Genomic DNA, 15,513 nt, shown 5'->3' on the forward strand with positions numbered 1-15,513 from the left:
CCCAGGTCATCGACTTCGACAGGGGGCACACAGCCATACCGGACCCGGGGGCCAGGCACCCCATTGCGGGGCCACGAAAACGGTAACGGGGCGGTGCGGTCAGACCTGATGGTGCCCGGCACCGTGCAGGGAGGATTCCGTGGCGTGCGCGGCGATCACGGCCGCCTGGATGCGGCGCTCGACACCGAGCTTGGCCAGCAGACGGGAGATGTGGTTCTTGACCGTCTTCTCCGACAGATAGAGACGCTTGCCGATCTGGCTGTTGGTCAGTCCCTCACCGATCAGCGCGAGGACGTCCTTCTCCCTCGGGGACAGCCCCGACAGCGCGTCGTCCTCCTCGGAGCCGGTGCCGGATTCCTCCTCACGCAGGCTGTTCATCAGCCGTGCCGTGGTCGACGGGTCGAGGATCGAGCGCCCGGAAGCCAGTGTGCGGACGGCGGTGACGAGGTCCGAGCCCTTGATCTCCTTGAGTACGTAGCCGGCCGCGCCGGCCATGATGGCGTCGAGCAGCGCTTCGTCGTCGTCGAATGAGGTGAGCATCAGGCAGGCCAGTTCCGGCATGCGCGAGCGCAACTCACGGCAGACCGTGATTCCGTCGCCGTCCGGCAGTCGCACATCGAGAATCGCGACGTCGGGGCGGAGCGCCGGGCCGCGGGCCAGTGCGTGGTCGGCAGTGCCGGCGTCGCCGACGACTTCGATGTCGGGTTCCGCGTCGAGCAGATCCTGCACGCCGCGCCTGACGACCTCGTGGTCGTCCAGCAGGAACACGCGGATCGGTTTCTGCGCCGAGAACCCCGTGTCGTCGCTCATGGTGGCCCTCCTCGCTGTCAAGGGTTGCGCAGTCCGCCTCGTCATGGTGAGTTCGCACAAGAGGAACACACCGGGGTCGAACCAGCGGCACTTCGCAGGCTGCCATTGTCGAGCCAGCGGGCCCGGCTCTCGGACGCGATCACGTCGAGCGGACTCCTGGCCGTTGACATGGAAGCTCCGTTCCTGGCCGGCGATGCACGCTCGCCCGCCTGCTCTGAACGATATGCGTGCTTTTGGAGGGGTGCTCGGCCGTGCTGCGAGGCAGTACGGAATCCACGCCGGGCCGGTACGCCGGCATGCCGATAGATCTCGCGGGCCGCCAGCAGTCGGAGCAGCGTGGCCCTTGAGCACGCGAATGCGGCGCCCGGTCATGCGGGTGGGGGTGGCGTCACCCATACACTCCGTGGCCCACCGGCCCACGGAGTGGCGCAGGCGAGTTCGTCCACCCTGCGCGAGACCTTCGGGATCGGTGACGGTTGCTGCCCTACCGACGAGAAGTACGCTCCACCCTTGGCTCAGCGCTTCGTCGATGTGATCCATTTCGAAGGCCACCGGGGGGTCCGCAGCGGTGGCGGGCAGCGTGTTGTGAGCACAGCGACAGGAGATCCGGTCACCATGCACGACGTAGTTGACCGGCAGGACAGCCGGCCCGTCGTCCGTCGTCACACCGATTCGGCCCACTCCCTGCAGCACGGATCGGTGGACAACGGCATCGGACCCGGTCCGCTCCAGTACGGCCAGTACCTCTTCGAGATGTTCCTCGGCCTGTTGGCGGTGTGTCGAGACCGGGGAGTCGGCGAGGAGCGGATGATCCGCAGTTTCGTGGGCGGGGCAGCGCCAGGCGCGTACGGCGATCAGCTCGCCGTGGCGCGATGTCGCCTGGGCGAGTGCGAAACGGGCGGCTGCCGACGGTCCTGGGGCGTCGCCGATCCCGACGACGATGCGGCCCGGCTTCGGCTGAGCGTTCGGCGCCGTTGCCGGGACCACCACGACCGGGCAGTGGGACCGGCCCGCGAGGGCGAGGCTGACGGACCTCAGGAGCATCCCGGCGATCCGGCCCCGGCCGCGGGAGCCGAGGACGACCAGGACTGCTTCATGGCCTTCGTGCATGAGCGCCTTCACCGGGTCTTCGGGCCGTATGCCGGCGACCACGCTTACCTCCGCATGAAGGCGTTGCGCACGTTCCTGTGCGGACGCGACGAGATGCTCGGCGAAGACCTGCTCGGCCGGACGCTCGGTGCCGAAGGTGGGACGCATGCTTTCGTGGCGCTCCCACAGCGACGCGTGGACGACGCGCAGGGGAAGCCCCGATCGTGCCGCTTCCGCCGCTGCCCAGTCCAGGGCGCGGAGACTGCCCTCCGATCCGTCCGCTCCGACGACTACGGGGAGCTGCATCGCGCCCACCGCCTTTCCTGTGCGGGTGGCTGCCTGCCTTGATGCATACGGTGCGAGTTTCTACGGTTCGATGGTCAGTACTTCGTCGAGGGGACGTCGTGGTGTACGCGGCCCGCTCGGCCCGTATCCCAGGCGGATGATCATCTGTGCGTGTCCCGTGCCGTGGACCGGGTCGCGCAGGAGCCACCGCAGGTCCGGCCATTCGACGGGCTGGGTCGCGAACGAGGTGGACACCTGGTGGAGCGTGGCGGTGAGCAGTACGCGCTCCAGCGCCTGTCCTGCGCTCAGCCAGTCCATGGGGTGATCACCCGGGGTGCTCAGCAGGGCCAGTTGCGGCCGCTTCTCGAACCGGACGCGTGCCCGGCCCGGGAGGACGCCGGTTCCCGCGAAGTCGCGGGTGGTGGCTCGTTCGGAGGCGTCGCGGGGGCCGAAGGCGTAGTCGGGGATTCCGTCGACAGGCGCCTCGGTCTTCGTGTTCCGGGTCCAGTGCTCCTGCTCCGCCTTCCGTGCCGGGTCCCCGCGGTCGTATCCCTCGGCGTCCCGGATCAGTTCGAGCACCGTCTCCAGATGCGGCGGCGCCAGGAACGCGAAGTCCGCGCCCTCGATACGGGCCGCGTCGGCGAACTGCGCACGGATGTCCTCGGGGATCGCCTGCTCGTCGAACGGATAGCGGCTGGTGTGCCGGTCCCGGATCGCAGGGTGGAGAGCGGCGAGCGCTTCGTCCGCGGGTTCCCGTGGAGCGTCGGGGCGGACGCCGAGGCGGACGGTGGCCAGTACGGCCGGGGCCGACGGTTCGGGCAGCAGCGCGGTGACCGCGTCCAGGCCGTGGTGGGCGGCGGACACCCGCAGGTTCAGCAGCGCCGCGCCGCAGCCCACGTGCAGTGCACGGGTGGCGGGGTCGGCCTCCGGCATCGCTCGGTCGAGGTCAGCCACGAGGGTGAGGGTTCGGCCGGCGCGTGTGTAGCGGAACTGCCAGGGCTGGGCGTTGTGCATGGACGGGGCGGCGGTGGCATCGGCGACGAGGCCGGCCAGCGTTGCGTCGTCGAGTGCTCTGGTGAGCATCGTAGGTCTCCCGGGGAGTCGGGAATGGTCGATGGCTCCAGCATGAAGCAGATGGCCGCCCTGTACGTATGGGCCGTTCGTCCCTCGCTCGGATCCGGATGGCTCCTCGGCAGGGGCACCCGTTCCCTGTCCAGGCGGATGCCGGGCCTTCGAGGTCTAGGCGGATGCCTGGCTTTCGAGCCGGCAGTCCACGCCGACGACGCCTTCCACGGATTGAGCGAGGCGGGCGGCGACGGGAATGAGGGTGGCGTCGCGGACGCGACCGGTGAGCGTGGCTACGCCCCGGGTGACGTTGACCTTCACGTTGCGGCGCGAGGCGGGGAACAGCCGGTCGACGACCTCGCGGCGTATCTCTGCGGCCAGCTCGTCGTCGGGACGCAGGAAGATCTTGAGGAGATCGGCGCGACTGACGATGCCCTTGAGTCTGCCATCGGCGTCGACGACCGGGAGGCGCTTGATGCGCCGGTCGGCCATGAGCCGGGCGGCCTGCGGGAGGGACGCGCCGGGCTCGATCGTGACGGCGGGGCTCGTCATCAACTCCTGTGCCCGGACCGAGCCGGCCTTGGCGGTGTCGCCCAGGCGGTGCATGTGGTCGATCATGCCGGGCCCGTGCTCGTGAAACTCCTCCTTCGGGAGCAGGTCGGCTTCGGAGACGACGCCGACGACGTGGCCCCCGCCTTCGACGACAGGCGCGGCGGTGACTTTCCACCGCTCCAGGGCGGCAGCGATCTCTTTGAATTCAGCGTCGGGGGTGACGGTGACGACGGTCTTCGTCATGACGTCGTTGACGGTGTACCGGGCGGAGGTCATGGCAGGTTCCTCGATGTGTGCGGTGGGACTGTCCACACGGACGGGAACGGACCGCGGCAGGATCCCGCCGTGGCGCAGCCCGGCGAGTTCGTGAAGGACGACCTCGGTGCGGTCGATCGCGAAGGCGGGAATGACGGCGGTACCGCCCCGCGCAAACGTACGGGCGAGTACGGCCGCGAACTCGGCCTGGGCTCTCTCGGGTTGGTGACGGCGGTCGCCGTACGTCGACTCCGTAAACAGCACGTCGGCGCCCGAGAACGGCTCCGGCGGCAGCAGCAGTGGGTGGCCGGGGCGGCCGAGGTCGCCGGCCGGTGACGGTCCGGACGCCGCCGAGGAAGCGCAGCAGCGCGGGTTTCGACGCGGGTGCCGCCAGGTGCGATTCCGTCTCGGACATCGCCGCCCCCTTCCGTCGGTGGCAGCCAGCTGTTTTCACCGTCACACTCCCGGCCCTGGGGAGGGATGAGCCCGACAGGCCCCGGCGGGGACCGACCGGCCCATGCGGAGCGGGCACGCGCCAGGTCAGCCTGAGGGGGAACCTCACCGGAGGAGACACAGGAAGGGGGGCGACATCGTGAAGGCACTTGTTTTCCAGAGCCCGGGGCGGACCGCATGGCAGGACGTTGCGGACCCCGCGGTCAAGGACGCCGCCGACGCCATCGTCCGCGTCGACGTCGTCACCATCTGCGGTACCGACCTGCACATCATCAAGGGCGACGTGCCCGAGGTGACTCCCGGCCGGGTGCTGGGGCACGAAGCCGTCGGCACCGTGGTCGAGACCGGGGCCGACGTCCGTACGGTCCGTCCCGGTGACCGTGTCCTGATCTCGTGCATATCCGCGTGCGGCCGTTGCCGCTTCTGTCGTGAGGGCCACTACGGGCAGTGCCGTGGCGGTGGCGGCTGGATGCTCGGCCACACCATCGACGGCACCCAGGCCGAATACGTACGGGTGCCCTTCGCCGACCTGTCCGTGCACCCCTTGCCGGCCGCTGTCGACAGCTATGACGGCGTGCTGCTCGCCGACATCTTGCCGACCGCCTACGAGGTCGGTGTGCTGAACGGCGGCGTGCGGCCCGGCGACACCGTCGTCGTGGTCGGCGCCGGCCCCATCGGGCTCGCCGCCATCGTCGTCGCGGGCCTCTACAGCCCGGGACGTGTCATCGCCGTCGACCTCGCCGAATCCCGGCTGGCCGCCGCGCGTTCCCTGGGCGCGGATGCGGCGGCGAGCGCGGCCGAGGAACCCGAACAACTCGTCGAGGACCTCACCGAGGGTCTGGGCGCCGACGTCGTCATCGAAGCCGTCGGCGTGCCCGAAGCTTTTGAGATGTGCACCCGCATGGTCCGGCCCGGAGGCCGCGTCGCCAACATCGGCGTCCATGGCAAGCCGGCGACGCTGCACCTCGAGGACCTGTGGATCAAAGACATCACCATCACCACGGGGCTGGTCGACACGTACTCCACGCCCATGCTGCTGCGCATGATGGCCGCCGGGCGGCTGCCTACGTCCGCGCTGATCACCCACCGCTTCGAACTGGGACAGATGGAGGAGGCCTATGACGTGTTCTCCCGTGCCGCGGACACCGGTGCGCTCAAGGTGGCGCTGGGAGGATCGCAGCGTCAGGTCTTCTTCCACCGCTGGGTGCCCGTTCGTACATCGACAGGCAGGTCGTCCTGCTCGTAGCCGAGCCGATTGATCACGTCCACGACTCCGTCGACGCTCCGGCACAGACGCATGACGACAGGGACGAGGCTGTGGCGAATCACGGTGCCGCTGAGGGTCACGAGACCGTCGGCGACCTCGACAGTCAGTGACGAGGGACTGAGCCGGAGCGTGTGCGTCAGAACATCTTCGAGGATCTCCTCCTGGATTGCGTGGTCCCTGCGCAGGAAGAGTTGCACGAGGTCGCTGCGGCTCAGGACCCCGATCAGTCGGCCTTCGCTGTCGACGACGGGGAGCCTCTTGACTTTGTGCTTCTCCATGACGCGGGCGGCGCGGACGGCGCTCCACCCGGGAGCCGCGGTGATCGCCGGGTGGCTCATGAGATCGACGGCGGTGTTCGCGCCGCTCCCGGAGTCGTGCCTGCGGAGCAGGTCGGCTTCGGACACGACGCCCACGGGGCATCCCTTCTCGTCCACGACGGGCACGGCGGTGACGCCGAACTCGTCGAGAAGCCGGGCGATCTCCTTGAACGTGGTGCCGCGCTGGACGCTGACGGCCGTGGGCGTCATGAGGTCGGAGACGCTGCGATGTCTCATCGTCGCTCTCCATTCACGCGGGAACTTCGGACTCGAACCGGGCTGCCACGTTCACGACTCCTGGCACCGTGCGCGCGACACGCACCGGCACGTCACTGAGTGATGGGTCGGGGATGGCGCCGTTCGGATGGACGATGCCGTCGGACACATGGACGTACACGGCTCGGGCCGCCCTGTGTCTCCGAGCCTCGGTATCGTTGTCGGCGCGCGGTAGGACTACCCGGGGTGCGCCGGGGACTGTTCGGCCCTGTTGGCCCGGTACGAACGGTGCTTTCGTGGAATTGGCGGAAGGAGCCATTGCGAGGATGCGGAGAAGCGGCTGATGGCCGTGCACCGCACGATCAGGAACCGCGAGAAGCGGTTGGCTCTTTCCGTCCCATGACATGAGCTTCAGGGGTTGCCGGCGTCACGCGCCGGATCGAGATCCGGCGGCAGATCGTCCACGGCGTATTCGAGGGACTGGTCGACACTGACGACGCCATCGACGGAGAGGCACAGGAGTTCGATGATCGCAATGGTTGAACGCTCCTCCACTCTTCCGCTCAGGTGACGACTCCTTCCTGAACGGTCGCTGTCACGCCCCCGGGTGTCATCCGGAGAGTCCGGCCCAGTACCTCGTCGACGATTTCTTCGTGTATGGCGCCGTCGCGGCGGAGCATGGGGCGCAGCAGATCCGAGCGGCTGACGATGCCCACGAGCGTGCCGGTGTCGTCGATGACCGGAAGGCGTTTGACGCCCCGCTCGTTCAGGAAGCGCGCTGTCTCGACGATGCTCCACGCGGGGCGGGCCGTCAGCACGGGAGTGGACATGAGATCACCGGCGGTGCGGGCGTCCATGGTGCGGTGGTTCACGGCCGCTGTCCCGCGCAATTGGTCACGGCCCTCTGCTTCCGGCAGGCCGGCCTGTCTGCGGAGCAGGTCGGCCTCGGAGACGATGCCGATGGGGTGGTGGTGGGTGTCCACGACGGGAAGGGCCGAGACGTCGTTGTAGGCGAGGCTCCAGGCGACCGTCTTGAGTGACGCTTCGGGGCTGGCCGTGGCCACGTCCCGGGTCATGACTTCGGCGACAGTGCGGTGCATCATGGTCCGATTTCCCTTTCGTGCTGCGGCGCCAGTCGTGGGCGGCGACGGCAGCAGCGCGGCCTCACTGCTCTGCGGACGGTCCGTGCGTGACTCACTGCGGGGAGGTGGGTACGGGGTCATCCACGTGTGCGGTCACATGGCTCACGACCGCGACCACCCCGTCGAGTTGTTCGGCGAGGCACGTCAGGATCGCGATCTGGCTCCGGCTCTTCAGCCGGCCTTCCAGGGTGACAACGCCGTCCACGACATGGACGGTTACCACGTCGGCTCTGAGCCCCATGGTGCCCACGAGTACGTGCTCGACGATGCGTCGTCGTATCTCCGCGTCGGGTCGCAGAAAGAGGCGTAGCAGGTCCCGGCGCGTGACGATGCCGACAAGTCTGTCCTCGTCGTCCACGACCGGAAGCCGTTCCACGCCACCGCGCATCATCAGCCGGGCCGCTTCCGGTGCGCTCTCCTGCGCGTGGACGGTCACCGCCGGCGTCGACATGACCTCGGCGGCGGTGAATTCCGCTCCGGACGGGGCCGTGGTTGTGGCATCGGCGTCAGGAGCGTCGCCCGTGACCAGATGCCTTGCCGCCTGCCGGTTCACCAGGTCGCTCTCGGAGACGACACCGACAACCCGGTCCTCGTCGTCGAGTACGGGCAGTCCACTGATGTCGTGCTGGGCGAGCAGTTTCGCGACCTCCTTGAAGGAGGTGAGCGGGACGACCGAGACGACCTCGTCGGTCATCAGGTCTCCCACTTCGATGTGCTTCATGGAGGCACCTCCTGCCGTCTCACAGCGATTCACCCGGACGCGATGCCGGTGGTTGTTCAGGAACCACGATCCGCCGGGCCGTATTGAGACGAGGAGGGCCGGATGGGTCGTGGCCGGGACCGGTCGGACCCGGTTCGGACGTCTGGGCACCTGGGCACGGCAGGATTCTCCCGACAGGGTCCATTGGGCCCCGGGGCGGTCCTGAGCGGCCCTCTTCCCGCAGGGGTAAGCGGTGCCAGCGTGAGAGCTGACCCTTCAGTGGCCTCGGCGAGGAGGAACCATGAACGGCACCACCGGCAGCCCGGAACTGGGATCCGTCATCGTCGGCGTCGACGGCTCCGGCCCGGCCCGCCGGGCAGCGCTGTGGGCAGCGGCCGAGGCCGCGCGTCGTGACAGTCCGTTGCGCATCGTCTACGCGGCTGACACGGACGGCCGGGTTCTCTATCTCTCGGCGGAGAGCATCGAGCGCGTTCGCAGCGCGGGCCGCGAACTGCTGCGGGAAACCGCTGCTGCCGTCGCGGAACGGTATTCCGGTCTGCACGTCACGACGGAGTTCAGCCGCAGCGCACCCGTCCCCAGCCTGCACCGGACCGCCGGCCTGCGCGGAACGGTCGTGGTGGGCAACCGCGGTCTCGGCGGGTTCAAGAGCCTCATGCTCGGATCCGTCGGCCTGAAGGTCGCCGCGGGCGCCACGACGCCCGTCGTCGTGGTCAGGGGCACCGACAACGGGGCCGAGACCGGAGTGGTGCTCGCCGCGGTCCGTGACGAGCACGACGCCGAATGCGCCCTGTACGCGGCGCGCGAAGCCGAGATCCGTAAGGCATCGCTGCGGCTGCTGCACGTGTGGAACATTCTCGAATCCGCCGGACTCGCCGTGACCATGCTCGACGATGTCGAAGCGATCGCCGGCGAACATGTCCATCACCTGATGGCTGTGACGAACCGGATCCGCGGTGAATTCCCGGACCTGGACGTGCAGGCGGACGCTGAGAAGAGCCTGACCGTGGCCGGGGTCCTGGTGGAGGCATCGCGCCACGCGGATCTGCTGGTGATGGGCGGACGGCGATCGCCCGGTTTCATCGGCCCCACTCTCGGGCGGGCGACGCACAGCCTGCTGCACCACGCGCACTGCCCCGTGCAGCTCATTCCGCGGCACGGTTCCGGGCATGGGAGTGAGTCGTGATGGCACCGGCGAACGCCATGAACTCGTCGTCGGTATCTACCCGGCCAGGAACTGGCACCTGGCATTGGCGTGGGCGGCGGACGAGGCGCATCGACGAGGGCTGGAACTCCCGGCCGGCCCGCAGGGCTCCTTTCCGGGCTTCCTCTCCGACCGAGCGCGGCCGTCACGAGGCCGCCGACATGGCCTCCGCCGCGGTCGGCAGCGCGGGCAGGGCGAGAGCGAACACAGACACCTGGCCACCGGGCGGGAGCCAGCCGGTCCGCACTCGCGCGGACCGGCCAGGTGCTCGCACACCATCGACTGCGCCAGGCCGACTGGTGGACCAGGTCCACCACCCTCGCTTCGCCGACCGCGAGCCGCCGCACGATCGCCAACCGGGCCGGGCCACCAGCGACCGGAACAAGGTGGCGGACGGAGCCGGCTCGACACGCCGGGTGGAAACGGTCACCGTCACATGGCGATGGCAGCGTGGAGCTGGTGCCTTGGCGTTCAGTGAGGGCCGACACGGTATGGCCGCATCATCTCGTTGTCCTCGTGTTCGAGCATGTGGCAGTGCCACACGTACTGTCCCGCCCGGTCGAAGGTGGCCTTGACCCGGGTGATGGCGTGCGGATAGGCGATCACCGTGTCCTTGAAACCGCTCTCCCAGGGCTCTGGAGGTCTTGCGTTGTGCCCGGTGCTCTGCCGGTCGACGACCTGGAACTGAACCTCGTGGATGTGGATCGGGTGGGCATCTTTGGTGGAGTTGTGTATCTCCCAGATCTCGGTCGCCCCGAGTGCCGGGTTCTCCGTGATGGGATCGCCCCATCCCATGGGGGTCCGGTTTCCGTGCCGGTCCACGGTGCCGAGCATCACCACGCGGGGACCCACACCCCGCAGGACCGCGGAGTTCTGCTCCTGCAAGGAGACCTGCCGCGTGTGGCTCGCTGAACCCAGCGGTTCGAACGGCGGAAGGCTGAGGTGAGCAGGGAGCACGGTCCTGTCAGGTGTAGTGAGCGGTCGTGCCACCGTGAATTTCATGACCTGTCCAGTGGTCCCGGGGGCCGCCGGCCGGAAGTCTGTGCCCGCTCTCCCACCCCTGAACGGCTCGTCGGGGCCCTCGTTGATGAGGTACAGATCAGTGCCGACCGGGATCGAGGTGAAGTCGACGACGACGTCGGCGCGTTCGGCGGGAGCGGTGAGCAGTTGGTCGCGCTGCACGGGGGCGGGCAGGAAGCCTCCCTCCGAACCGATCTGCCAGAAGGGGAGCACCGGGTCTGCGGGGCGAGGGGCCATCGGGTCTGTGACGATCTTCAGGATCAGGAAGCGTGCGTTGCAGCCGTTCAGAAACCGCAGGCGGTAGCGGCGCGGCTCGACGGAGAGAGCGGGCCAGGTACGGCCGTTGGTCACCATCGTGCTGCCGAAGAACTCCGGGTTCCAGATGGGGGAGATGTCACTGCCGGGGATGTAGGGCCCGGTGAAGTGGTCGAAGGATGCGCGGCTCGCCGGGTAGAACAGGCTGCCGTCGGGGGAGAACGACCGGTCCTGGATGACGACCGGGATCTCGTAGTAGTGCTTTCCCGGGGGGTCGCCGAGTTTCGGCGCCGGCCCCGGAAGCACACCGTCCGGGAGGTCGGAGGGCCCGCCGCGCAGGAGGTAGAAGCCCGCCAGCCCCGCGTAGACGTTCAGCCGAGTGACTCCCAGGGCATGGTCATGGAACCAGGAGGTGGCGGCACGCTCCTGATTGGCGTACTGGAATATGGCGGTTCCAGGCTCCCAAGTTACATCGAACTGGTTCTCGAATATTTTTCTGAACTGTTCATAGAAGGAGCCCGTCCGTGCGTATCCGTCGGGGATGTCGGAAGCGCGGGGCAGATACCACGCCTCGGGGTAGCCGTCGCTCTCCTGCGTGTTGTGCCCTCCGTGCAGGTGGGTCACGATCGGCACGGGTCCGGTATAGGGGCCGGGTGTCGAGGTGAAGGCCGGCCGCGCATCACGCCGTGAAATGCCGCCTCGGGGGTTGGCCCAGTGCAGTGTGGGGTCTACCGGCAGCAGGTGCGGTAGATGATTGCCGTGGCGGTCGATCAGCTGGTTCACCCACGTGACCCGTATGGCCCGGCCGAAGGTCGCCTCGACGGTGCATGAAGGATAGGAGAAGCTTCCCGGATGCCGGGTCGACCCGTATCCCCACACTGTTGTGGCGGGCATACCTGATGGCAGGATCTGCTGCCGCAACTGCCGGACACCGATCATGTAGTGGTCGACGCGGCCTGCCTCGTCCCTCTCGGCCCAGGGCATGACCGGCGGGACGGCGAGCTCGGTGACGTACTTGCTGATGCGCGTCGGGTCCAGGAGGCGGCTGTGGATCCCAGGCCAGGCCCGCGTGGGGGCAGACCCGGCCGGGATGAGGAAGCAGGTTCCGCCCGCGAGGCCGGCCTTGATGAATTGTCTCCTTGTGGCCATCTGAGTCCTCCTGGACACGGCCCCCCATCGGCTGCAGTCCCAGAAACCGTTCCAGTGTTTCCGACACAACGAAGAAGAGCCACTCGGAACGTCGCGGGTCAAGGCCTTCGTGCAGGCGCCGCGTTTCGGCTCGCCCGGTTCTCCACGCTGTGGCGTTTACGGCGCATGGCTTACGACGGTGGCGACAGTCGGCTTGATCAAGCAGCATCCCGCCTGCCCAGGGTGAGAGCGGTGCGGTACAGCTGGGGTCCAGCAGCTGCACTGTTTGCCGCGCCGAACCTCCCTTCGGGAAGCTGCCTCCAGACCGGGGACTACGCCGTCCGGGACACCGAGGCCGGTCTGGAGATCGAGGTCGACCCGGAGAGCCTGCGGAACTGGGTGAAGCAGAACAAGATCGACCGAGGTGAGGGCATCCCGGCGAGCTGACCACCGTCGAGCGGGACGAGCTCAGGCAGTCCGCAAGGAAGTCGCCGAGCTGTGCCCGGGAAGGGACGCGTATGGCGTCAAACGTTTGTGCCGGATCCTGGGCCAGGCCCGCTCGTCTTGCACACGACCCGCGGCAGCGAGTGCGAACGTCATGAAGTCCGCAGTGAAATAAGGAAGTTGAAGCTCCGCCAAAGCGCCGGACGGGACATCGTGCTACGCACCGCCGTCGAGAGTTCCGCCGCCGTTCTCGACTCCGAGATCGGCATCGACCGGCTGCTGCGGGACGCAGTGCCTGAGGGCACTTCAGCCAAGCTCCATGCGCACGTCCACGACGCCTTCGACCGCGCGAATGGCCCGAGCCAGAAGTGGCACCAGGGAACGGTTCCGGAGAGGTCCCCGCAGGGTGACGACACCATCCAGCACAGAGAATTCCACCCGGTCCTGGGGAGAGAGTTCGGCGACAACAGCGGATCGGATCTCCTCGTCGATCTCCTCGTCCGGGCGCAGGAATACCTTCAACAGGTCGCTGCGGCTCACGACGCCCTCCAGCATGCCGAGATCGTTCACGACGGGCAGTCGTTTCACTCGCTTGCGCGCCATGATGCGGGCGGCCTCGGCGAGCGTGGCGTCGGGGTGGACGGTGACGGCCGGACTCGACATCAGCTCCTCGGCCAGCACAGCGTCGGCTTTGGACGCCTCCTCCAATTGGCCGGGCAGCTTCGGGTCGTCCTGCCGGAACTCCTCCTTAGGCAGCAGGTCCGCCTCGGAGACGACCCCGACGACGCGGCCCTCGCCTTCGAGGACCGGCACGGCGCTGACTTTCCACTGATGCATCAGCTTGACGATCTCCTTGTACGAGGCCTCGCGGCCGATGGCCACGGCCGTGTGGGTCATGACGTCGCTGACGGTGTACCGGGATGCAGCCATTGGGGTGCTCCGTAAGTTGTGGGTGGTCCGGGAGGGCCGGATGTGACTTATGGGGTCTTGCCTTCAGTGGCTTGCGAGGAGTGGCAGTCCGGCTCTCTTGGGCACCCGGGCTGCTGATTGAGATGTGCGTTGTGGTCCAGCCGGCTGCCGACCTGGCGCTGCTGACCGCTCACCGATCCGATCTGGTGGCTGACCGGGTGCGGATGAACAACCAGGCGTAGAGATCGAGCAGACGGATCCGAGTGGCCTGCAACCGGTGGGCGAGAACCTGCCCGACCCGATGGCCGATGGCCGAACCGAAGGCGGGATCCGCGTCCATCATCATGCGTACGGTCGCCGCGTCGAACTCATGGGTACGGACAGGCGTCATCGCCTCTGCTCCGAGGTGCCAGATGTAGGGCTCGAACAGCCAGGCCCAGCCGACCAGTTCGCCGGAGCCGAGGCTCTCGATCGCTGCCGGGGAACTGCCCGGTACGCGGATGTCCAGCGTGACGGTGGCCGAGCGCAGGATCCAGAAGCGGTCGGCGTGGTCTCCTTCTTGGAAGAGACGGGTTCCCTGGGCGAAATTGACCTCCTGCCCGATCCCCATCAGGCGCGCACGGTACTGGGCAGGCAGGGCTGCGGTGGTGCGAGTCGGAGAATCGCTCATAGGTGGCCTCCTCTGTAGCCTCCGGTTTCAGCATCGCCGCGCAGTCGGTTCACGGACATGGGTCGAGCGGCCCCTGCCGCGGCCCCGTCCGGCCCTGGGCGGGCAAGCTTTGCGATCTCGGAGCGCTTGGCGCTCAGTCGGCCGAGTTACTCCTGGCGCCCGATCGCGAGTTCGGATCAGACGGCTTCGTGAGTGCCCCGCAGCAGATTTTTTTCGATGTATCGGCGGACGTCTGCGGTGAGCGAGCTGAGGCGTCGTGAGAGTTCCGCTTTTGGCGCGATGGGCGCCCTTATGGTGCGGGCCCCGGGCGGCAGTGCCGCGAGGTCGGTCATGAACCTTCGCCGAGCTGTGTCCAGCCCTGCACGTTCTGAAACGCGTCGCCCCTCCCGCATGACCGACTCCAGCAGCGGGACGCCATCCGGCGGCGGCCGCTCGTCGACGAGAGCTATGAGATCCGCGTATCCCGGTCTTCGGAACACCTGCTTGCGCCCCGGCGCCGTCACCTTGGCCGAGGACAGTTTCATCACGGGCCGGCTGTCGTACTCGACCAGCTTGTATGCGGAATCCAGGTAGGGGGCATCTGCACAGACGCCGATCCGGGTGCCGACCGCGTACGTATCGATGGGCGCTTCGGAGCGGACCAGACTGTCAACGGCAAACTCGTCGAGACCACCGCTCGCCACAATCCGTGTCTTCCGGAGGCCGGCAGCATCGAGGATGGTCCGCGCCTGCACGGCCAGGGCTCCGAGGTCACCGCTGTCCAGCCGGATGGCGCACCCCGGGCCGAGGCCCAGATCGCGCAGTACACGCGCTGCCGTCGCCACGCCTGTCACGGTGTCGTAGGTGTCCACGAGAAACGTCACCGGGCCCGGATGGGACCGGGCGAAGGCCCGGAACGCGTCCTCCTCGGCACCGAACGCTTCGATGTACGAGTGGGCCATCGTGCCGACAGCGGTCAGGCCCTCGGAGTGAGCCGCCGCCACATTGCTGGTTCCGGCGAAGCCGACCATGGCACCCAGCCGGGCGGCCTGGTGTCCGGCTTCGATGCCATGAGTGCGGCGCAGGGAGAAGTCCACGACCGGGTGTCCGTCGGCGGCCAGGACACACCGGGCGCATTTGGAAGCGACGGAGGTCTGGTGGTTGAGCTGGTTGAGTACGTAGGTTTCAACGAGCTGGGCCTGCGGGAGGGGTGCGGTGATTTCCAGCAGGGGTTCTCCGGCCAGTACGACGCGCCCTTCGGGTACTGCCCGGACTTCGCCTCTGAATTCCAGGCCGAGCAGCGGTGCCAGATCCTCGGGCTGTCGTCCCAGCACAGAGGCGAAGACGTCCACGTCATCTGCGTCCACACGATAGGCGGAGAGGAAATCGAGGACCGAATCCAGACCGGCACAGACAAGGAAGCCTCGGTCCGGCGGCAGATTGCGCACGAACAGACTGAACGTCGCCGAACGTGTCATGCCCTCGCTCAGATACGAATGAGCCATCGTGACCTCGTAGAGGTCGGTGCTCGTGGCATCCGACATCGACGGCACCTTCCTCCCCGTCGCGTCATCCCTTCCGGGACTGCCGCCCGCCCCCCCCCGTTACCGTTTTCGTGGCCCCGCAATGGGGTGCCTGGCCCCCCGGGTCCGGTATGGCTGTGTGCCCCCTGTCGAAGTCGATGACCTGGGGGGTGTTGCCGCCGGGCTTCGGGGCACCGCTTGACCGCTGATGA

The 15,513-nt window shown here is 68.0% G+C and carries 15 protein-coding genes and 1 pseudogene; 4 read left to right on the plus strand and 12 right to left on the minus strand.

Annotation, left to right across the window (positions count from 1 at the left end; all coding sequences use genetic code 11):
- Positions 1-99: 99 nt before the first annotated feature.
- From ACIPEK_RS44680 to ACIPEK_RS44695, 4 genes and pseudogenes are all read right to left on the minus strand, one after another.
- The gene (locus tag ACIPEK_RS44680) at positions 100-810 is read right to left on the minus strand and encodes a response regulator (protein WP_402008462.1); all 711 of its coding nucleotides are present in this window, start codon (positions 808-810) and stop codon (positions 100-102) included.
- A 459-nt stretch (positions 811-1,269) separates the two neighbouring features.
- A pseudogene (locus tag ACIPEK_RS44685) lies at positions 1,270-2,205 on the minus strand (universal stress protein); the annotation flags it as partial.
- Positions 2,206-2,265: 60 nt separating this feature from the next.
- Complete coding sequence (locus ACIPEK_RS44690; RefSeq protein ID WP_402008436.1) at positions 2,266-3,267, minus strand: Acg family FMN-binding oxidoreductase; 1,002 nt, start codon at positions 3,265-3,267, stop codon at positions 2,266-2,268.
- A 156-nt stretch (positions 3,268-3,423) separates the two neighbouring features.
- Positions 3,424-4,077 (minus strand): CBS domain-containing protein, encoded by a 654-nt coding sequence (locus ACIPEK_RS44695; RefSeq protein WP_402008438.1) that lies wholly within the window; start codon positions 4,075-4,077, stop codon positions 3,424-3,426.
- A 69-nt stretch (positions 4,078-4,146) separates the two neighbouring features.
- Here ACIPEK_RS44695 and ACIPEK_RS44700 point away from each other — a divergent pair, with 69 nt between their 5' ends.
- Both ACIPEK_RS44700 and ACIPEK_RS44705 read left to right on the plus strand, forming a co-directional pair.
- The gene (locus ACIPEK_RS44700) at positions 4,147-4,392 is read left to right on the plus strand and encodes a hypothetical protein (RefSeq protein WP_402008440.1); all 246 of its coding nucleotides are present in this window, start codon (positions 4,147-4,149) and stop codon (positions 4,390-4,392) included.
- A 256-nt stretch (positions 4,393-4,648) separates the two neighbouring features.
- Positions 4,649-5,755 carry a zinc-dependent alcohol dehydrogenase family protein gene (locus tag ACIPEK_RS44705; protein ID WP_402008442.1) on the plus strand — a complete coding sequence of 369 codons (1,107 nt, stop codon included), beginning with the start codon at positions 4,649-4,651 and terminating at the stop codon, positions 5,753-5,755.
- On the opposite strand, the gene ACIPEK_RS44710 is transcribed toward ACIPEK_RS44705, so the two are convergent.
- The 4 genes from ACIPEK_RS44710 to ACIPEK_RS44725 all read right to left on the minus strand — a co-directional run bounded on the left by ACIPEK_RS44710 (position 5,692) and on the right by ACIPEK_RS44725 (position 8,172).
- A complete protein-coding gene (locus ACIPEK_RS44710; protein ID WP_402008444.1) occupies positions 5,692-6,330 on the minus strand; it encodes a CBS domain-containing protein in 639 nt (212 codons plus the stop codon). The genes ACIPEK_RS44705 and ACIPEK_RS44710 overlap by 64 nt on opposite strands.
- 390 nt (positions 6,331-6,720) lie before the next feature.
- Complete coding sequence (locus tag ACIPEK_RS44715; protein ID WP_402008446.1) at positions 6,721-6,864, minus strand: hypothetical protein; 144 nt, start codon at positions 6,862-6,864, stop codon at positions 6,721-6,723.
- Between the two features lie 8 nt (positions 6,865-6,872).
- Entirely contained in the window at positions 6,873-7,412 is a 540-nt protein-coding gene (locus ACIPEK_RS44720) for a CBS domain-containing protein (RefSeq protein ID WP_402008448.1), read from the minus strand.
- Between the two features lie 91 nt (positions 7,413-7,503).
- Complete coding sequence (locus ACIPEK_RS44725) at positions 7,504-8,172, minus strand: CBS domain-containing protein (RefSeq protein ID WP_402008450.1); 669 nt, start codon at positions 8,170-8,172, stop codon at positions 7,504-7,506.
- A 280-nt stretch (positions 8,173-8,452) separates the two neighbouring features.
- Here ACIPEK_RS44725 and ACIPEK_RS44730 point away from each other — a divergent pair, with 280 nt between their 5' ends.
- Positions 8,453-9,355 carry a universal stress protein gene (locus ACIPEK_RS44730; protein ID WP_383074952.1) on the plus strand — a complete coding sequence of 301 codons (903 nt, stop codon included), beginning with the start codon at positions 8,453-8,455 and terminating at the stop codon, positions 9,353-9,355.
- A gap of 489 nt (positions 9,356-9,844) precedes the next feature.
- Here ACIPEK_RS44730 and ACIPEK_RS44735 read toward each other — a convergent pair whose 3' ends face one another.
- Positions 9,845-11,797, minus strand: coding sequence for a multicopper oxidase family protein (locus ACIPEK_RS44735; RefSeq protein ID WP_402008452.1), 1,953 nt, complete (start codon positions 11,795-11,797; stop codon positions 9,845-9,847).
- A 231-nt stretch (positions 11,798-12,028) separates the two neighbouring features.
- Between ACIPEK_RS44735 and ACIPEK_RS44740 the strand changes: the two genes are divergently transcribed.
- Positions 12,029-12,223 carry a hypothetical protein gene (locus tag ACIPEK_RS44740; protein WP_402008454.1) on the plus strand — a complete coding sequence of 65 codons (195 nt, stop codon included), beginning with the start codon at positions 12,029-12,031 and terminating at the stop codon, positions 12,221-12,223.
- A gap of 303 nt (positions 12,224-12,526) precedes the next feature.
- Here ACIPEK_RS44740 and ACIPEK_RS44745 read toward each other — a convergent pair whose 3' ends face one another.
- The 3 genes from ACIPEK_RS44745 to ACIPEK_RS44755 all read right to left on the minus strand — a co-directional run bounded on the left by ACIPEK_RS44745 (position 12,527) and on the right by ACIPEK_RS44755 (position 15,322).
- Complete coding sequence (locus ACIPEK_RS44745; protein ID WP_402008456.1) at positions 12,527-13,150, minus strand: CBS domain-containing protein; 624 nt, start codon at positions 13,148-13,150, stop codon at positions 12,527-12,529.
- Positions 13,151-13,319: 169 nt separating this feature from the next.
- Complete coding sequence (locus ACIPEK_RS44750) at positions 13,320-13,799, minus strand: cyclic nucleotide-binding domain-containing protein (protein ID WP_402008458.1); 480 nt, start codon at positions 13,797-13,799, stop codon at positions 13,320-13,322.
- A gap of 176 nt (positions 13,800-13,975) precedes the next feature.
- Positions 13,976-15,322: a nicotinate phosphoribosyltransferase gene (locus tag ACIPEK_RS44755; protein ID WP_402008460.1), complete on the minus strand. Its 1,347-nt coding sequence runs from the start codon at positions 15,320-15,322 to the stop codon at positions 13,976-13,978.
- Between the last annotated feature and the right edge of the window lie 191 nt (positions 15,323-15,513).

The organism is Streptomyces sp. NPDC088246, assembly GCF_044741025.1.
In the GTDB taxonomy this organism is placed as follows: Bacteria; Actinomycetota; Actinomycetes; order Streptomycetales; family Streptomycetaceae; genus Streptomyces.

What these genes read in the sequence shown, in the direction of transcription:
- ACIPEK_RS44725 (WP_402008450.1), bottom strand. Translation starts at nt 8,172, where the DNA reads ATGAAGCACATCGAAGTGGGAGACCTGATGACCGACGAGGTCGTCTCG.
- ACIPEK_RS44695 (WP_402008438.1), bottom strand. Translation starts at nt 4,077, where the DNA reads ATGACCTCCGCCCGGTACACCGTCAACGACGTCATGACGAAGACCGTC.
- ACIPEK_RS44730 (WP_383074952.1), top strand. Translation starts at nt 8,453, where the DNA reads ATGAACGGCACCACCGGCAGCCCGGAACTGGGATCCGTCATCGTCGGC.
- ACIPEK_RS44690 (WP_402008436.1), bottom strand. Translation starts at nt 3,267, where the DNA reads ATGCTCACCAGAGCACTCGACGACGCAACGCTGGCCGGCCTCGTCGCC.
- ACIPEK_RS44750 (WP_402008458.1), bottom strand. Translation starts at nt 13,799, where the DNA reads ATGAGCGATTCTCCGACTCGCACCACCGCAGCCCTGCCTGCCCAGTAC.
- ACIPEK_RS44745 (WP_402008456.1), bottom strand. Translation starts at nt 13,150, where the DNA reads ATGGCTGCATCCCGGTACACCGTCAGCGACGTCATGACCCACACGGCC.
- ACIPEK_RS44710 (WP_402008444.1), bottom strand. Translation starts at nt 6,330, where the DNA reads ATGAGACATCGCAGCGTCTCCGACCTCATGACGCCCACGGCCGTCAGC.
- ACIPEK_RS44720 (WP_402008448.1), bottom strand. Translation starts at nt 7,412, where the DNA reads ATGATGCACCGCACTGTCGCCGAAGTCATGACCCGGGACGTGGCCACG.
- ACIPEK_RS44755 (WP_402008460.1), bottom strand. Translation starts at nt 15,322, where the DNA reads ATGTCGGATGCCACGAGCACCGACCTCTACGAGGTCACGATGGCTCAT.
- ACIPEK_RS44680 (WP_402008462.1), bottom strand. Translation starts at nt 810, where the DNA reads ATGAGCGACGACACGGGGTTCTCGGCGCAGAAACCGATCCGCGTGTTC.
- ACIPEK_RS44735 (WP_402008452.1), bottom strand. Translation starts at nt 11,797, where the DNA reads ATGGCCACAAGGAGACAATTCATCAAGGCCGGCCTCGCGGGCGGAACC.